This is a genomic window from Trinickia dinghuensis (assembly GCF_003367175.1).
GTDB classification, from domain to species: domain Bacteria; phylum Pseudomonadota; class Gammaproteobacteria; order Burkholderiales; family Burkholderiaceae; genus Trinickia; species Trinickia dinghuensis.
Genome location: NZ_QRGA01000019.1, coordinates 122,028 through 139,665, shown reverse-complemented (window position 1 = coordinate 139,665; position 17,638 = coordinate 122,028). Strand labels below are relative to the sequence as shown.

The following is a 17,638-nucleotide window of genomic DNA, read 5'->3' as shown; positions in this document are numbered from 1 at the left end:
GAGCATGTCAGGGCTGACTCTAAAAGGCGTGCGCAAGACGTACGACGGCAAGCAGTTCGTATTGCACGGCATCGACATCGACGTGGGCGACGGCGAGTTCGTCGTCCTCGTCGGGCCGTCCGGGTGCGGGAAGTCGACGCTGCTGCGCATGGTAGCGGGACTCGAAAGCGTCTCGGAAGGCGAGATCGCGATCGGCGGCCGGGTCGTCAACCGTCTCGAGCCGAAGGATCGCGACATCGCGATGGTGTTTCAGAACTACGCGCTCTATCCGCACATGAGCGTCCAGGAGAACATGTCGTACGGGCTCAAGATTCGCGGGATCGCACGCGAGACGATCGACGCGCGCGTCGAGGCGGCCGCGAAGATCCTCGAACTCGCGCCGCTGCTCGAGCGCAGGCCGCGCGAACTCTCGGGCGGCCAGCGCCAGCGCGTGGCGATGGGCCGGGCGATCGTGCGCGAGCCTTCGGTGTTCCTGTTCGACGAGCCGCTGTCGAATCTCGACGCGAAGCTGCGCGTTCAGATGCGTCTCGAGATTCAGCGGCTGCATGCGCGGCTCGCGACGACCAGCCTATACGTGACGCACGACCAGATCGAGGCAATGACGCTCGCGCAGCGCGTGATCGTCATGAACCGCGGCCATGCCGAGCAGATCGGTGCGCCGACAGAGGTCTACGAGCGGCCGGCCACGGTGTTCGTCGCGAGCTTCATCGGTTCGCCGGCCATGAATCTCATCTCGGGCAAGCTGAGCGAAGACGGTGCCATGTTCGAGGTGGCCGGCGGGGGCCCCGCGTTGACGGTGGCCGGCGCGGCCGGCGTCGGCCGGGAAATCGCCGGCGGCCGCGACTGGATTCTCGGTATTCGCCCCGAGCACATGTCGCCGCGAGCCGGTTGCGCACAGGCACCGCTCGTGGTGGAGTCGTGCGAGCTGCTCGGCGCCGATAATCTGATTCACGGCCGCTGGGGCGCGCACGACGTCACGGTGCGCCTGCCTCACGTGGATCGGCCGGGGCGTGGCGAGGTCGTACCGGCTGCGTTGCCGCTTGAACATCTGCATTTCTTCGACCCGGCCACGGGCAAGCGCGCGTTTTGAACGACGAGCGCACCGCCGGTACGGCCCGGCGGTGCTTCGATTTCGGGAGGAGAGCCCGGCTATGACGACCCATATCCATACATCCACGGCGGCTCGCATGGCGAATTGGCCGTACCCGCGGATCGTCGCGCATCGCGGCGGCGGCGCGCTCGCACCGGAGAACACGCTGGGGGCGATCGACACGGGGGCGGGGCTCGGCCTGAAGATGATCGAATTCGACGCGAAGCTTTCGGCCGACGATGTCGTCTTTCTGCTGCACGACGATACGGTCGATCGGACGTCGAACGGACACGGCGCGGCCGCGCGCCAGCCTTACGCGGAGCTTGGAGCGCTCGATGCCGGCAGCTGGTTCGATCCGCGCTTCGCGGGCGAGCGCATGCCGACGCTCGTTCAAGTGTACGAGCGATGCGCACGGCACGGCCTTGCGGCAAATATCGAGATCAAGCCGTGTCCAGGGCGCGAGGCCGCCACCGGGCGTCTCGTCGCTCGAGAGGCGGCTCACCTGTGGGCAAGCGCGGGTGTGCCGCCGTTACTGTCGTCGTTTTCGTTCGACGCGCTCGAGGCGGCGCGCGACGCGCAGCCCGATCTGCCGCGCGGCCTGCTGTTCGGCGCGGTGCCCAACGACTGGCGCGCGCAAACGGATGCGCTCGCGTGCGTGTCGCTGCACGCCGATCATCGAAAGCTCGACGCGCGGCTCGTCGGCGAGATCAAGGCGGCGGGGCTGTTCATCCTCGCCTACACGGTCAACGACCCTGAGCGCGCGCGGACGCTTGCGCAGTGGGGCGTCGATTCGATCTGCACCGACCGCATCGACCTCATCGGCGCCGGCTTCCTGGCGTAGGCGCGGTACGGCGCAGTACCGCGCAGTGCCGCGCAGTGCCGCGCGGGACGTGCTCGCGGCAGTCAGTGATTGCGCGCGAGGAGCCAGCCGGTCAGCAGCGCGAGGCCGCCGATGACGGCCACCGTCTCCAACGGATTTTCTCGAATATAGCCTTGGGCGTCGCTCAACGTCGCGCTAGCGCGGTCGCGTATCGTCTCGCGCGCGCCGTCGAGCCGAGAGCGCGCGACGTCGAGGCGCTTTCTCATTTGATCTCTCAAGACGGCGGCGTCGGCTTGCGTGCCGTCGGCCAGCGTCTGTTCCAATTCCGCGAGCAGCTCGCGCATTTCGCCGCCGATGTCCTCGGTTGCGCGCCGGCTGTGTCTTGCGATCCGGCGTGCGTGCCGGCCGGCGCTCGTCCACGAAGTTTCGAGTGCGTCTCGCGTATTCGGTAGGGCGGTCATGGTCGCTCCGTCAGTGATTAATAACGGGAAGAACGAACCCGCGAATCCGATGCGGGGAATAGGCTCATAGCCGCAACTTCGATGCCAGACGTGGGCCCGGCGTGGCGGCGATCCGAGGAGAGCCGTTGCGACGACGGCTGTGGCGGGCCCCGAAAGTTGGGACGAAAGGCGCGTAGAAACGTTATCGGAGCGACTCGGGTACGGTCGAAATTACAACGACGCCGCCGCCCCATCGGGGCGGCGTCGGATAGGCATGCATCGAATTTCCGCCTAGGCTTTAGAAGGCGTAGCCGATCTTCGCGAAGGTGACGATCGGGTTGAGCCTGATCTTTGCTTGCGTCTGGGCTGTCAAGCCGAGCGGCCCGACGTTCGTCGTCGTGAGGTTGGCCGTGACGCTGACCGGGATGTAGGAAATCGACACGCCGGCGAACCAATGCTTGTTGAACGCGTAATTGAAGCCCGCATTGAACACAGGTGCCCAGGAACGATCCGTCGAAACGGAGGTCGGACCACCATGCAGCACGTTGCTCTCGAAGGCGCCGTTCGTGATTTGCGCATTCGTGAACCACACCCGCGTCACGCCGAGGCCGACGTACGGACGGAATTTATCCGTGGGCTTCAGGAAGTTCCACTTGACCAGCAGGGCCGGGCTCCACAGCTTCGCGCTGCCGAGCTTGCCGAACTGTCCGAAACTGTCCGCGCCGTCGATGTCGAACTTCGGCGGGATGCCGAGTTCAAACTCGGTGGAAATGTGATCGGTGACGAAGTAGCCGAGGCTCAGGCCGAGCGTGTCGGAGCTGTCGATTCGCGCGCCGGTGTTCGGTTGGTACTGGTTGAAGGTCTCGCCGGCGTAGTTCAGCAACTCCAGGTTGTCGCTAGCGCTCTGGGGGGCGAAATGGAACCACCCCGTCGTCACGTAAAAGGTCCCGGCCGTTTGGGCATGAGCCGCCGTTGCGCAAGCAAGCGCTGCCACGGCCCCTGTGATGGCCTGTTTTAATTTCATCTATGTGCTCCTCCATGAAAGGCCCGCCTATTATGAGTAGAAGGTTTGAAACAAACCAAGCGCGTACGCTAGAGCATTCTCCCTAAGCGTGGCGCGTTTTTGCACAAAGCCGCGCGCGTCTTCGCAAACGTTGCGAGCGCCGCATCGTCCCTTGGGGTAATCACCAACGTACTAAACGGAATCCAGCATGGCACGGCTCGCACGTCTTTACGTCCCGAAACAGCCGCAGCACGTCATCCTGCGCGGACTCGATCAGCAGCCCGCCTTTGTCGACGAGCAGGATTACGAGCTATTCGTCGATTGTCTGAAAGCCGCTTCGCGCGATCATCGCCTCGACGTTCACGCCTACGTCCTCATGCCGGGGGCGGTGCAACTGCTCGTCACGCCCAGCGACGAAACCAGCTTGCCCAAGGCCATGCAGGCCGTGGGGCGGCGCTACGTCGCGCACTTCAATCGCCGGTATGCCCGGCGCGGCACGCTCTGGGAGGGGCGCTACCGCGCGACGGTCATCGAGGGCGAGCGCTACTTTCTGCTGGCGAGCCGGGTCATTGAAATGTGCCCGGTCCGCGCGCAGCTCGTCGGCGCGGCGGAAGACTACCGATGGTCGAGCTATCGGCATCACATCGGGCTCACCGTCGACAGCCTCGTGACCGACCATCCGCTTTACTGGTCGCTCGGCAATACGCCGTTCGAGCGGCAGCGCGCCTACAAGGAGCTGTGCGAGCAGCCGCTTGACGAGCGCGAAGCGAACGAGCTTCAGCAGGCCACGCTCAAGGGCTGGGTGCTCGGCGGCGACTCGTATCGCGAGTGGGCGGCGCGGGCGGCGAACCGGCGCGTATCGCCGCTGCCGCGCGGCCGGCCCAAGAAGGTGCGCGAGTCGGCGCAGCAAGGGCCTCACGCGCCCCATACGCCGCATCAGTAGCGCTCGCGGCGAGCCCGGTCCGTCGGACGACAAACGTCGTCCGGGTTCGGCTGTGGGCGCGCATGGGAAGACGGCACCCGAGGGTGCCGTTTTTGTTTGCCCGGTTTTGATGCGGCCCTAATAAATGAGCACCAAATCGATGCATCTGTTTTAATGGTGTCAGATCATCACGTTTTGTTTGCTATTCTGTTGATTCGTCGCGTATATTCCGATTTCCGGCGGGTGTCCGTGCCATAAGCACGACCTGCCGCGCGGCGCCTCCCCACCCCCGGCCCGATCCGCGACAAGTGCAGTGTTCAGCGCCGGCCCACGCCACCGTAGGCGCTGAAGACTGCACTCATCCTCATGCGAACGGCCGCTAAGGCCTCTGATAGACGGTGTCCCCCATGAACGACCACCAACCGATCCATTCGGTCCCCGCCGCCCAAGGTCTGTACGACCCGAGCAACGAACACGACGCCTGCGGCGTCGGCTTCGTCGCGCATATAAAGGGCCAGAAGAGTCACGGCATCATCGAGCAGGGTCTGAAGATTCTGGAGAACCTCGATCACCGGGGCGCCGTCGGCGCCGATCCGCTGATGGGCGACGGCGCGGGCATCCTGATTCAGATTCCCGACGCGTTCTACCGGGAAGAGATGGCGCGCCAGGGCGTGACGCTGCCGCCCGCCGGCGAATACGGCGTCGGCATGATCTTCTTGCCGAAGGAGCACGCGTCGCGTCTCGCCTGCGAACAGGAACTCGAGCGGACGGTGAAGGCGGAAGGCCAAGTGGTGCTCGGCTGGCGCGACGTGCCGGTCGATCATGCCATGCCGATCTCCCCGACCGTGAAGGCCACCGAACCCGTGATCCGCCAGATTTTCATCGGCCGCGGGCGCGACATCATGGTGACCGACGCACTGGAGCGCAAGCTCTATGTCATCCGCAAGACGGCGAGCCACCGGATCCAGGCGCTCAAGCTCAAGCACGGCAAGGAGTACTTCGTGCCGTCGATGTCGGCGCGCACGGTCGTCTACAAGGGCCTGCTGCTGGCCGGGCAAGTGGGCGTGTACTACCGCGATCTGCAAGACGAGCGCGTGGTCTCGGCGCTGGCGCTCGTGCACCAGCGCTTCTCGACGAACACGTTCCCCGCGTGGGAGCTCGCCCACCCGTACCGGATGATCGCCCACAACGGCGAAATCAACACGGTGAAGGGCAACGTCAACTGGCTCAACGCACGTACGGGCGCGATCGCGAGCGCCGTGCTCGGAGAAGACCTCCCCAAGTTGTGGCCGCTGATCTACCCGGGCCAGTCCGATACGGCTTCGTTCGACAACTGTCTCGAGCTGCTCGTGATGGCGGGCTACCCGCTCGTGCACGCGATGATGATGATGATTCCCGAGGCGTGGGAACAGCACACGCTGATGGACGACAATCGCCGCGCGTTCTACGAGTACCACGCCGCGATGATGGAGCCGTGGGACGGCCCCGCCGCGATCGCGTTCACCGACGGCCGTCAGATCGGCGCGACGCTCGACCGTAACGGCTTGCGTCCGGCGCGCTACATCATCACCGACGACGACCTCGTCATCATGGCGTCGGAATCGGGCGTGCTGCCGATTCCGGAGTCGAAGATCGTCAAGAAGTGGCGCCTGCAGCCGGGCAAGATGTTCCTCATCGATATGGAACACGGCCGCATCATCGACGACAAGGAACTGAAGGACAACCTGTCCAACGCGAAGCCCTACAAGAGCTGGGTGGATGCCGTGCGCATCAAGCTCGACGAGATCGAGCCGAAGGCCGAGGACGTCGCGACGGAACGCCGCGAGGCGGCCGTGCTGCTCGATCGCCAGCAAGCGTTCGGCTATACGCAGGAAGACTTGAAGTTCTTGATGGCGCCGATGGCGCAGCAGGGCGAGGAAGCGATCGGCTCGATGGGCAACGATTCGCCGCTCGCCGTGATGTCGAACAAGAACAAGACGCTCTATCACTACTTCAAGCAGCTGTTCGCGCAAGTCACGAACCCGCCGATCGATCCGATCCGCGAGAACATGGTGATGTCGCTCGTCTCGTTCCTCGGCCCGAAGCCGAACCTGCTCGACACGAACAACATCAACCCGCCGATGCGTCTCGAAGTGTCGCAGCCGGTGCTCGACTTCAAGGACATCGCGAAGATCCGCGCGATCGATCAGTACACGGGTGGCAAGTTCAGCTCCTATGAGCTGAACATCTGCTATCCGGTGGCCTGGGGCAAGGAAGGGATCGAGGCGCGGCTCGCGTCGCTGTGCGCCGAAGCCGTCGACGCCGTCAAGTCCGGCTACAACATGCTGATCGTCTCCGATCGCCGCACCGACCGCGACAACGTCGCAGTCCCGGCGCTGCTCGCGACGGCCGCGATCCATACGCACCTCGTCTCGCACGGGCTGCGCACCAGCACGGGCCTCGTCGTCGAGACGGGTTCGGCACGTGAGGTCCATCATTTCGCGCTGCTGGCCGGTTACGGCGCGGAAGCCGTTCACCCGTACCTGGCCATGGAGACGCTCGCGCAGCTGGCGCAAGGGCTGAAGGGCGATCTGTCGTCGGAGAAGGCCGTCTACAACTTCACGAAGGCGGTCGGCAAGGGCCTGCAGAAGGTCATGTCGAAGATGGGCATCTCGACCTACATGTCCTACACGGGCGCGCAGATTTTCGAGGCGGTCGGCTTGGCCGGCGATTTGGTCGAGAAATACTTCAAGGGCACGGCATCGAAGGTCGGCGGCATCGGCCTGTTCGAAGTGGCCGAGGAAGCGATCCGCCTGCACCGCGAAGCGTTCGGCGACAACCCGGTCCTCGCGAACATGCTCGACGCCGGCGGCGAGTACGCCTATCGCGTGCGCGGCGAAGACCACATGTGGACGCCCGATGCGATCGCCAAGCTGCAGCACTCGACGCGCAGCAACTCGTATCAGACGTACAAGGAATACGCACATCTGATCAACGATCAGACGCGCCGCCACATGACGTTCCGCGGCTTATTCGAATTCAAGGTCGAACCCACCAAGGCGATTCCCCTCGACGAAGTCGAATCGGCCAAGGACATCGTCAAGCGTTTCGCGACGGGTGCGATGTCGCTCGGTTCGATCAGCACCGAAGCGCACGCCACGCTGGCCGTCGCGATGAACCGCATCGGCGGCAAGTCGAACACGGGCGAAGGCGGCGAGGACGATACCCGTTATCGCAACGAGCTGCGCGGCATTCCGATCAAGAACGGCGATACGCTCGCTTCGGTGATCGGTAGCGAAGTGGTGCGCGACATCCCGCTGAAGGACGGCGATTCGCTGCGCTCGAAGATCAAGCAGGTCGCGTCGGGCCGCTTCGGCGTGTCGGCCGAGTATCTGGCATCGGCCGATCAGATCCAGATCAAGATGGCGCAGGGCGCGAAGCCGGGCGAAGGCGGTCAGCTGCCGGGCCACAAGGTGTCCGAATACATCGGCAAGCTGCGCTATTCGGTGCCGGGCGTCGGCCTGATTTCCCCGCCTCCGCACCACGACATCTATTCGATCGAGGACTTGGCGCAGCTGATCCACGATCTGAAGAACGTCAATCCGGCGTCGAGCATTTCGGTGAAGCTCGTCTCCGAAGTGGGCGTCGGCACGGTGGCGGCCGGTGTGGCGAAGGCGAAGGCCGACCACGTCGTGATCGCCGGCCATGACGGCGGCACGGGCGCGTCGCCGCTCTCCTCGGTCAAGCATGCCGGCACGCCGTGGGAGCTCGGCCTGGCCGAAACCCAGCAGACGCTCGTGCTGAACCGCCTGCGCGGCCGGATCCGCGTGCAGGCCGACGGCCAGATGAAGACGGGCCGCGACGTCGTCATCGGCGCGCTGCTCGGCGCCGACGAATTCGGCTTCGCGACGGCACCGCTCGTCGTCGAGGGCTGCATCATGATGCGCAAGTGCCATCTGAACACGTGCCCCGTCGGCGTCGCGACGCAGGACCCGGTGCTGCGCGCCAAGTTCCAAGGCCAGCCCGAGTACGTCGTCAACTACTTCTTCTTCGTCGCCGAGGAAGTGCGCGAAATCATGGCGCAGCTCGGCATCCGCACGTTCGAAGACCTCATCGGCCGCGCGGATCTGCTCGACATGAAGAAGGGCGTCGAGCACTGGAAGGCGAAGGGGCTCGACTTCTCGAACATCTTCTATCAGCCGTCGGTGCCGAACGAAGTCGCGCGCAAGCACGTCGAGGAACAGGATCACGGTCTCGTGCGCGCGCTCGACCACACCCTGATCGAAAAGGCCCGCGCCGCGATCGAGAACGGCGAGCACGTCTCGTTCATTCAGCCCGTGCGCAACGTGAACCGCAGTGTCGGCGCGATGCTTTCGGGCGTGATCGCGAAGAAGCACGGTCACGACGGGCTGCCCGACGACTCGATCCACATCCAGCTGAAGGGGACGGCGGGGCAAAGCTTCGGGGCGTTCCTCGCGCGCGGCGTGACGCTCGATCTCGTCGGCGACGGCAACGACTACGTCGGCAAGGGCTTGTCCGGTGGCCGCATCATCATCCGCCCGACGAACGATTTCCGCGGCAAGTCCGAAGAAAACATCATCTGCGGCAACACGGTGATGTACGGGGCGCTCGAAGGCGAAGCGTATCTGCGCGGCGTGGCCGGCGAACGCTTCTGCGTCCGCAACTCGGGAGCGAGCGCCGTCGTCGAGGGCACGGGCGATCACGGCTGCGAGTACATGACGGGCGGTACCGTCGTCGTGCTCGGCGAGACCGGCCGCAACTTCGCGGCGGGCATGTCGGGCGGCGTGGCGTTCATCTACGACGCCGACGGCACGTTCGCGGGCAAGTGCAACAAGGCCATGGTCGCGCTCGAGCCGGTGCTGCAGCAGGCGGAGCAGGAGCGCACGATCGATCGCGGGCTGTGGCACGCGGGCAAGACCGACGAAGCGCTGCTCAAGGGCCTCGTCGAACGGCACTTCCAGTTCACCGGTTCGCCGCGCGCGAAGGCGCTGCTCGAGAACTGGGATGCTTCGCGCCGGCAGTTCGTGAAGGTCTTCCCGACCGAGTACAAGCGTGCGCTCGGCGAAATGGCCGCGAAGAAGGCAGCCAAGGAGGCGATGGCCGCGTAAGCGACCGACGCATGCACGGCGCGTGTTCCGGTCCATCCAGTTAGGATCAGGACGTGCGCCGCGACAAGACCCAAGCGGCTGGTGCAGACGGCTACGCGCCTCGCTCGAACATCGAGCACGAGTGCAGCGCGGCCCTCGCCGGTCCACCCCGATACAGACGATTTTGGAAAGAAGAGCACCCTATGGGCAAGGCAACCGGTTTTCTCGAGTTTGAGCGCCGTCACGAGCAATACGAAGCCCCGCTCGCGCGCGTGAAGCACCACAAGGAGTTCGTGCTCGCGCTCGCCGACGAAGAGGCGAAGGTTCAAGGCGCGCGTTGCATGGACTGCGGCATCCCGTTTTGCAACAACGGCTGCCCGGTCAACAACATCATTCCCGATTTCAACGACCTCGTTTATCACCAGGATTGGCAGCGCGCGATCGACGTGCTCCATTCGACGAACAACTTCCCCGAGTTCACGGGCCGCATTTGCCCGGCGCCGTGCGAGGCCGCGTGCACGCTCGGCATCAACGCCGATCCGGTCGGCATCAAGTCGATCGAACACGCGATCATCGACAAAGCTTGGAGCCAAGGCTGGGTCGTGCCGCAGCCGCCCAAGAAGAAGACGGGCAAGAAGGTCGCCGTCGTCGGTTCCGGCCCTGCCGGGCTGGCCGTTGCGCAGCAGCTTGCTCGCGCGGGCCATGAAGTGACCGTGTTCGAGAAGAACGATCGCATCGGCGGACTGCTGCGCTACGGCATCCCCGACTTCAAGCTCGAGAAGTGGCTCATCGATCGGCGGATGCGCCAGATGGAGGCCGAGGGCGTTGCGTTCCGCACGAACGTGTTCGTCGGCCAAGAGCCGCTCGCCGCGCACATCGGCAATACGGCCAAGGAAACGATCACGCCCGAGGCGCTCAAGGAGCAGTTCGACGCGGTCGTGATCGCGGGCGGCGCCGAAACGCCGCGCGATTTGCCGGTGCCGGGCCGGGAGCTGGCCGGCGTCCATTACGCGATGGAATTTCTGCCGCAGCAGAACAAGGTCAACGCCGGCGACAAACTTGCCGATCAGCTGCTGGCCAAGGGCAAGCACGTCGTCGTGATCGGCGGCGGCGATACGGGTTCGGACTGCGTCGGCACGTCGAACCGGCACGGCGCGAAGAGCGTGACGCAGTTCGAACTGCTGCCGCAGCCGCCCGAAGAAGAGCACAAGCCGCTCGTGTGGCCGTACTGGCCGATCAAGCTGCGCACGTCGTCGTCGCACGAGGAAGGCTGCAGCCGCGATTGGGCCGTTGCGACCAAGCGCCTCGAAGGCAAGAACGGCAAGGTCGAGAAGCTCATCGCCGCCCGCGTCGAGTGGAAGGACGGCAAGATGCAGGAAGTGCCGGGCTCGGAGTTCGAAATGAAGGCCGACCTCGTGCTGCTCGCGATGGGCTTCACGCAGCCGGCCTCGCCGGTGCTCGACGCTTTCCGTGTGGAAAAGGATGCGCGCGGCAACGTGCGCGCCTCGACCGAAGGCGAGCGCGCGTACTACACGTCCGTCGACAAGGTGTTCACGGCGGGCGACATGCGCCGCGGGCAATCGCTCGTCGTCTGGGCGATCCGCGAAGGCCGTCAGTGCGCGCGCGCCGTCGACGCGTACCTGATGGGCTGCTCGGAGTTGCCGCGCTGATCGTATGACCGCGCGCGAGGCCGTCGACGACGATTGGCATCGCTGCTTCATCGCGCTCGTGCCCGATGCGGCCACGCGCGATGCGCTGGCGGCGTTGCCCGTCGGTTCGGCCGCGCGGCGTGTGCTCGTCGATCAGCTGCACATGACGGTCGCGTTTCTCGGCAGCATCGCTCCGGAGAAGGGGGCGATGCTGGCCGGGCGGTTGGGGGCGGTCGTGGCGCCGCTGTTGCCGCAACGCGCCGAGCGCAGTGAATATTGGCCGAGCGCCGCGCATCCGCGGCTCGTCGTCGTGCCGTTCGCCGCGGGAGACGGGCTGGCCGCGCTCGAAGCGCGCGTGCGCGAACTCGTTGCCGGGCTCGGTTTGCCCGTCGACGATCACCGTCCGTTTCGTCCTCACATCACACTGGCTCGTTTTGCTCGGTCTGCCGGGCCGGCACGCGAAGCGAGCGTCGGCCGCGCCTCGCCGCGCGCCGCACTGCCTCCCGGTGAAACGACGCTCGACGTCGTCCCCCGTTTCGATACGTTGACGCTCTATTCGAGCACGCTCGCCCGGCATGGGGCGCGGTATCGCGCGCTTGCGTCGATGGCGGTGCCGCTCGCCTAGCGCGCCGCGCGGTTTCGTCTCAAACAGCGCTCGTTTGCCGGAGCCGGAGCCGCTCGGCGTTCATCCATCTCATCGCCTGAACAGCGTCGCTCCGGTACGTTCACGACCTCACGCCACAGCACGCTCGTCGGCGCGCGCGATATCCAGCACGTGCTCATGCATCGCGACGAGCGACTCGCGATGGGCCACGCTAACGATCGCGGTGCCCGGCAGCCGTTCGGTGAGGAGACGGTACACTTGCGCTTCGTTCGCGGGATCGAGTGCGCTCGTCGCTTCGTCGAGGAACAGGAAATCCGGCTTGTGCAGCAGCGCGCGAGCGGCGGCCAGGCGCTGCTGCTCGCCGGGAGACAGCACGCGTGTCCAGTGTGTCGACTCGGCTAGACGTTCGACGTAGTTTTCCAGACGGCAAGCGCGCAGCGCGTCGGCGCAGGCTTCGTCGGAGAACGTATCGCCCGCCGACGGATAGGCGAGCGCGGCCTTGAGCGTGCCGATCGGCAGGTAGCTTTGCTGCGGCACGAACATGGTATGAGCACCCACGGGCGCATCGATGCTGCCGTCGCCGAACGGCCAGAGCCCGGCGAACGCGCGCAGCAGCGTGCTCTTGCCCGCGCCGGACGGGCCGCGCACGAGCCAGCGCGAACCCGGTTTCACCGTGATGTCGGGGATGGCGGCCAGCGGCGTGCCGTTGGGCAAGGCGAGCTGCAGTTCTTTGGTCGCGAGCGAGTCCGAATCGATGTAGTGCAAGTTGATGCCGCCATGCTCGGTGGCGGGCGAGACCGATTCCCGCAGATGCGTGCTATGGATCACACGGCTGAATTCACGGAGACGATTGACCGTGGCACGCCATTCGACGAGCGACGAGTAATTGTTGATGAACCACGAGAACGAACCGCTGACGGTGCTGAATGCATCCGAAATCTGCATCAGCACGCCGAAGGTGAAGGCGCCCGCGAAGTAGCGGGGCGACGCCACCAGCGTGGGGAAGATGATCGCCGCCTGCCCGTAGAAGATCGACGCGAAGTTCAGCCGCCGCGTGTACTTCATGACGCGCCACCAGTTGTCGCGAATCCGGGCGAAGACGTTGAGCGCGCTGCCTTCTTCGGTCCGCATGCCGTCGTACAGCGCGATCTGCTCGGAGTTTTCGCGCAGGCGGATGAGCCCGAAACGGAAATCGGCTTCGACGCGCTGTTGCTGATAGGTGATCGACACGAGCGGGTGCGCCACCTTGTGAATGACGTAGGAGCCGGCGATCGCGTAAATGGCCGCGGCCCACACCATGTAGCCCGGGATGGTCCAGGTGCCTCCGGACAGCTTCAGCGTCAGCGGGCCGGCGATGGTCCAAAGGATCGTGATGAACGAGAACAACGTGACGACCGTCGACAGGATGCCGAGCGAGAGTTCGAGCGTGTTCGTGGCGAACGATTGAAGATCGTCGCTGATCCGCTGGTCGGGGTTGTCGGCAAGCCGATCGCGCTCGATGCGATAGAACGCGCGCTCGCCGAGCCAGGCGCGCAGGTACCGGTTTGTCAGCCACTGGCGCCAGCGGAACTCGAGCATTTGCCGCAGGTAGACGCGATAGACGGCGAGGGTGATGAAGATGAAAGCCGCGACGATGAACAGCGTGATTTGACGCCAGAACTGCGGAACGTCTTTCGACACAAGTGCATTGTTGAACTTCGCCGACCACTGGTTGAACCAGACGTTGATCGCGACGATGATCAGATTGATCGCAATGATCGTCACGAGCAGGCCCCAGGCGGCCTTCCAGTCTTCCGAGACCCAGTATGGCTTGATGAGCCCCCAGGCCGATGCCGAAAGGGTAGGGGGTGGCGAGTCGTCGCGCGCCGGGACGGGAGTGAGGGACGCAGTCATAGATTTGTCGAATGGTGATTTCGAATCAGGCACGAATCCACGGCAGCGGCGTATGCGCCCAGAGGGCGCACCGTGCGCAATGGGGTGGATTCTTGCGCGAGCCCCTTAAAACAGTCTTAATCAACGGCACAGGCGCTCATTCTCCACCGTCTTGTGACATGCTGTCGCGGGCAGCAGGCTGCGTGCCGGGCGGAGCGACGCGTGCATTCGAGCTGTCGCGATGAGGCATTGTGCCAGAGCGCGGCGGTTCGACCGTATGCCTACGCTCGCGCGTCGATGCAAAAAAGGGCGCATTCGCAGGGCTCCATCTCAGCCGCTTTACCTCACCTCGTTTGCGGCGGTTCCCTCTTTTATGGTCTAATGACCGACGACGAAACAGGGGTGCTTTGCGCGTTTCAGGTGGTGAGTCAGGCGGTTTGCCCGACTAGCGCGAGGCTGAGAGAGACCCTTCGCACCCGATCCGGATAATACCGGCGCGGGAAGTTTCGGGAACGCTTTGCGTGGGACGCCCGTTTGCCGGCCGTCCTTCCCCGCCGGGCCGCGTCCGCATCTTTGCGCACGCCGTTTGCCCGGCCGGCCCCACCGGCCGGTTTCGTCCTTGTGTACGCGTTTGCCGCGATTCGCGGCGCCGTACGGAAAGGATCGATCCGATGACCGCTCAATCTTCAGTCGTTTCGCCGGGCGCGCAGCCCGATTTCGCCGTGCTCGGCGGTGGCCTTTGCGGCCGCCTCGTCGCTTGGCGGCTTGCCGGCGCCGGCCACCGCGTGGCGCTCTACGAACGTGGCGACGCCGCGGGCTCTTCTTCCGCGGCTTGGGTTGCGGCCGCCATGCTCGCGCCGCTCGCCGAGGCGGCCGTTGCCGAGCCGCTCATCGTCGAACTCGGTGCGGCTTCGCTAGAAGAGTGGCCCCGCATCATCGGCGCGCTGCCGGAACCCGTCTTTTTTCAACGCAACGGCACACTCGTCGTCTGGCACCACGGCGATCGCGCCGAGGCATCGCTGTTCGAGCGCCGCGTGCGCGCCAACGCGCCGGCCGAACTGCTCGCCGGCGGCGGGCTCGAACGCGTCGACGGTCCCGCGCTGGCCGCGGCCGAGCCGGCACTGGCCGGACGCTTCGCGACGGGATGGCTGATGCCGCGCGAAGGGCAGCTCGACAATCGCCAGGTGCTGAGCGCGCTTGCAGCAGGGCTAGCGGAGCGCGGTGTGGCGGCGCATTGGAATACCCGTGTCGACGAGACCGCCCGGCCGCGTGCTCGCGTGACGATCGATTGCCGCGGGCTCGGCGCGAAACCGGTGCTGCCGACGCTGCGCGGCATTCGCGGCGAGGTGGCACGCGTGAAGGCGCCCGGCATCGGCCTTACGCGCCCCGTACGGCTGCTTCATCCGCGTTACCCGATCTATTTGGCACCGAAAGAGAACGACCTCTATGTCGTGGGGGCGACCGAGATCGAGGGCGAGGACATGTCGCCCGTCAGCGTGCGTTCGGCCCTCGAACTGCTGAGTGCGGCGTTCGCCGTTCACCCCGGCTTCGGCGAGGCGCGGATTCTCGAACTGAATACGCAATGCCGTCCGACGCTGCCCGATCATCGTCCGGCGATTACGTGGGACGGGGCGCAAACGCTGACGGTCAACGGGTTGTACCGTCATGGCTACATGATTGCGCCCGAAGTGTCGAAGGCGGCCGCCGATCTGGCGGACGCTTTGTTGACGGGGCAGTTGAAGGATGCCGACGGTTTCGGCGCGTTGCGCGCCGCTTCGCCTTGGACGACGATGCTTCATTGCAGCGCGCCGCAAGCCGTTTAGTTTTAGTTAGTGTTAGTCACAGTCAAACGCGAAACGTATTGCCGATCATGGATATTCAAGTCAACCAAACTTCGCTGTCGCTGCCTGAGCAAGCGACGCTCGCCGATGCGCTGTCGCTGTTCGGTGCGCGTCCGCCGTTCGCTGTCGCGGTGAACGGCGAGTTCGTCGCGCGCGGCCAGCATGCGGCGCGGGCCTTGCATGCTGGCGACAAGGTCGACGTCGTCCATCCCGTGGCCGGCGGCTGAACATTTCAGGACACCCATGAACTCCGCTTCCGAACCCGTCTCCTTTGCCGCCGACGCGCTAACGCTGTACGGCACCGCCTTCGCGAGCCGCGTGCTGCTCGGTACGTCGCGCTATCCCTCCTTGCAATCGCTGGCCGATTCGATCGACGCCGGCCGGCCCGGGATGGTGACGGTCGCGCTGCGCCGGCAGATGAACGCGCAAACGGCCGAAGCCGGCTTCTTCGATTTGCTCAAGGCGCGCGGCGTGCCGCTGCTGCCGAACACGGCCGGTTGCCAGAGCGTGACCGAGGCCGTGACGACGGCCCATATGGCGCGTGAGATCTTCGAGACCGATTGGATCAAGCTCGAGTTGATCGGAGACGACTACACGCTGCAGCCCGACCCGATCGGTTTGATCGAGGCGGCTGAGCGGCTCGTCAAGGACGGCTTCAAGGTGCTGCCTTACTGCACCGAGGATCTCGTCGTCGGCCGCCGGCTGCTCGACGTAGGCTGCGAGGCGTTGATGCCGTGGGGCGCGCCGATCGGTACGGGCAAGGGCGTCGTCAATCCGTATGGCTTGCGCGTGCTGCGCGAGCGGCTGCCGGACGTGCCGCTGATCGTCGACGCCGGGCTCGGTGTCCCTTCGCACGCGTGTCAGGTCATGGAATGGGGGTTCGACGGCGTGCTGCTCAACACCGCGGTGTCGCAAGCGACGCATCCGCCCGCGATGGCGCGCGCGTTCGCGATGGCGGTCGAGGCAGGCCGCGACGCGTACGTGGCCGGTCCGATGGCCGAACGCGACAGCGCGCAGGCCAGCACGCCGGTCGTCGGCATGCCGTTCTGGCATCAGGATCGGCATTGAGCGAGGCCCGCTCGCGGATGGCCGCCCGGCGCCGCGGTGCGCTCGCTCGGCCGTGCACGGAGTTCGTATGGAAACATTGAAGCTGTCCGGACGCGACTTTTTCTGGCCCCCCGCCGACGAGCTGACCGAGGCGGCGGAGCGCATTCGCGCTCGGCTCGGTGACTGGCCGCGTGCGGATCGCGACTGGCGCATTTGCCTTGCCGCGCCCGATACGGCGGGTAATGACGACTTGATCGTCGTCATCGGCCGCGCGGCCGAGCCCGACGACGCGGCCGCATGGCGCGCGGCCGGCGCGGGACTCGTCGAGGCCCGCACGGACGGTGCGACGCTGACGACTGCCGCCGGCGAGCGCTTCGTGCTTGAAGGCACCCTGGCCGAGGATTGGCTCGCCGCGCTGGCGGCATTTCTCGACTGCGGCTTCGAGCCGCACGACGCGCTGGTCCTGGCACTGGCCTGGCGCGATGGCGACGAGGCGCACGGCGCGGACGCCTGGCCCATCGATTTGTCGCGCTTTCCGCGCATCGCCGGGTTGCCGGCCGCTCCCGCACAGCCTTTCCCGGTGTGCCCGCCACGGCTCGGACTGTACCCCGTCATGCCGAGCGCGCAATGGGTCGAGCGCTTGCTGGCATTGGGCGTCGAGACGGTGCAACTGCGGTTGAAAGACGCGACCCCGGCGCAGCTTGAAGACGAAATCGCACAAGCGGTGGCGGCCGGCCGGCGCCACGGCGCCCATGTTTTCGTCAACGACCACTGGCGCGAGGCCGCGCAGGCCGGCGCGTATGGCGTCCATTTGGGGCAGGAAGACCTCGAAACGGCCGATCTGGCCGCGATCGCGCAATCTGGGATGCGGCTCGGCTTATCGACGCACGGTTATTTTGAAATGCTACGGGCGTTGCATTTCCGCCCGAGCTACCTGGCATTCGGCGCCGTGTTCCCAACGGGAACGAAGACTGTCGCAACGGCGCCACAGGGGCTCGCGCGGCTCGAACGCTACGTTCGGCTGCTCGGCGCGCATGTTCCGCTCGTCGCCATCGGCGGCATCGACCTTGCGCGCCTTCCCGCCGTGCTCGCGACCGGCGTGGGCAGCGCGGCGCTCGTGAGCGCGATCACCGCTGCGTCCGACCTGGGGGAAGCCGTCGAGCGATTACAGCAGGCTTTCATCGCTTAGGGCATTCGCAGGGCGTCAAAAGAGCAAGAAGCCGGGCGCGAGAAGCCGGACATGAGAAGCCGGCAACGCACCGT

13 protein-coding genes and 1 riboswitch are annotated in these 17,638 nt (G+C 65.6%); of the genes, 10 read left to right on the top strand and 3 right to left on the bottom strand.

Annotated features, from left to right (window positions below; translation table 11 throughout):
- Nucleotides 1-4: 4 nt before the first annotated feature.
- Nucleotides 5-1,090 (top strand): sn-glycerol-3-phosphate import ATP-binding protein UgpC, encoded by a 1,086-nt coding sequence (locus tag DWV00_RS28620; RefSeq protein ID WP_115536995.1) that lies wholly within the window; start codon nt 5-7, stop codon nt 1,088-1,090.
- A 97-nt stretch (nt 1,091-1,187) separates the two neighbouring features.
- Complete coding sequence (gene ugpQ, locus DWV00_RS28615; protein WP_115537041.1) at nt 1,188-1,931, top strand: glycerophosphodiester phosphodiesterase; 744 nt, start codon at nt 1,188-1,190, stop codon at nt 1,929-1,931.
- 62 nt (nt 1,932-1,993) lie between these two features.
- Here the strand turns inward: ugpQ and DWV00_RS28610 are convergent, their stop codons facing one another.
- Both DWV00_RS28610 and DWV00_RS28605 read right to left on the bottom strand, forming a co-directional pair.
- Nucleotides 1,994-2,371, bottom strand: coding sequence for an ElaB/YgaM/YqjD family protein (locus tag DWV00_RS28610; protein ID WP_115536994.1), 378 nt, complete (start codon nt 2,369-2,371; stop codon nt 1,994-1,996).
- Between the two features lie 277 nt (nt 2,372-2,648).
- Nucleotides 2,649-3,374 (bottom strand): OmpW/AlkL family protein, encoded by a 726-nt coding sequence (locus DWV00_RS28605; protein WP_115536993.1) that lies wholly within the window; start codon nt 3,372-3,374, stop codon nt 2,649-2,651.
- Between the two features lie 187 nt (nt 3,375-3,561).
- On the opposite strand from DWV00_RS28605, the gene DWV00_RS28600 reads away from it, so the two are divergent.
- The 4 genes from DWV00_RS28600 to thpR all read left to right on the top strand — a co-directional run bounded on the left by DWV00_RS28600 (nt 3,562) and on the right by thpR (nt 11,636).
- Nucleotides 3,562-4,296 (top strand): transposase, encoded by a 735-nt coding sequence (locus tag DWV00_RS28600; protein WP_115536992.1) that lies wholly within the window; start codon nt 3,562-3,564, stop codon nt 4,294-4,296.
- Between the two features lie 386 nt (nt 4,297-4,682).
- On the top strand, nt 4,683-9,383 hold the full coding sequence (locus DWV00_RS28595) for a glutamate synthase-related protein (RefSeq protein ID WP_115536991.1): 4,701 nt from the start codon (nt 4,683-4,685) through the stop codon (nt 9,381-9,383).
- A gap of 182 nt (nt 9,384-9,565) precedes the next feature.
- Nucleotides 9,566-11,032 (top strand): glutamate synthase subunit beta, encoded by a 1,467-nt coding sequence (locus tag DWV00_RS28590; protein WP_115536990.1) that lies wholly within the window; start codon nt 9,566-9,568, stop codon nt 11,030-11,032.
- 4 nt (nt 11,033-11,036) lie between these two features.
- The gene (thpR, locus tag DWV00_RS28585) at nt 11,037-11,636 is read left to right on the top strand and encodes an RNA 2',3'-cyclic phosphodiesterase (protein WP_115536989.1); all 600 of its coding nucleotides are present in this window, start codon (nt 11,037-11,039) and stop codon (nt 11,634-11,636) included.
- A gap of 108 nt (nt 11,637-11,744) precedes the next feature.
- Here thpR and DWV00_RS28580 read toward each other — a convergent pair whose 3' ends face one another.
- A complete protein-coding gene (locus DWV00_RS28580; protein WP_115536988.1) occupies nt 11,745-13,508 on the bottom strand; it encodes an ABC transporter ATP-binding protein/permease in 1,764 nt (587 codons plus the stop codon).
- A gap of 367 nt (nt 13,509-13,875) precedes the next feature.
- Nucleotides 13,876-14,007: riboswitch (TPP riboswitch) on the top strand.
- A gap of 151 nt (nt 14,008-14,158) precedes the next feature.
- Here DWV00_RS28580 and DWV00_RS28575 point away from each other — a divergent pair.
- The 4 genes from DWV00_RS28575 to thiE all read left to right on the top strand — a co-directional run bounded on the left by DWV00_RS28575 (nt 14,159) and on the right by thiE (nt 17,564).
- A complete protein-coding gene (locus tag DWV00_RS28575) occupies nt 14,159-15,310 on the top strand; it encodes an FAD-dependent oxidoreductase (RefSeq protein ID WP_115536987.1) in 1,152 nt (383 codons plus the stop codon).
- Nucleotides 15,311-15,357: 47 nt separating this feature from the next.
- A complete protein-coding gene (gene thiS / locus DWV00_RS28570; RefSeq protein WP_115536986.1) occupies nt 15,358-15,555 on the top strand; it encodes a sulfur carrier protein ThiS in 198 nt (65 codons plus the stop codon).
- 16 nt (nt 15,556-15,571) lie between these two features.
- Nucleotides 15,572-16,396, top strand: coding sequence for a thiazole synthase (locus tag DWV00_RS28565; protein WP_115536985.1), 825 nt, complete (start codon nt 15,572-15,574; stop codon nt 16,394-16,396).
- A gap of 67 nt (nt 16,397-16,463) precedes the next feature.
- Nucleotides 16,464-17,564: a thiamine phosphate synthase gene (gene thiE, locus DWV00_RS28560; protein ID WP_115536984.1), complete on the top strand. Its 1,101-nt coding sequence runs from the start codon at nt 16,464-16,466 to the stop codon at nt 17,562-17,564.
- Nucleotides 17,565-17,638 lie beyond the last annotated feature (74 nt).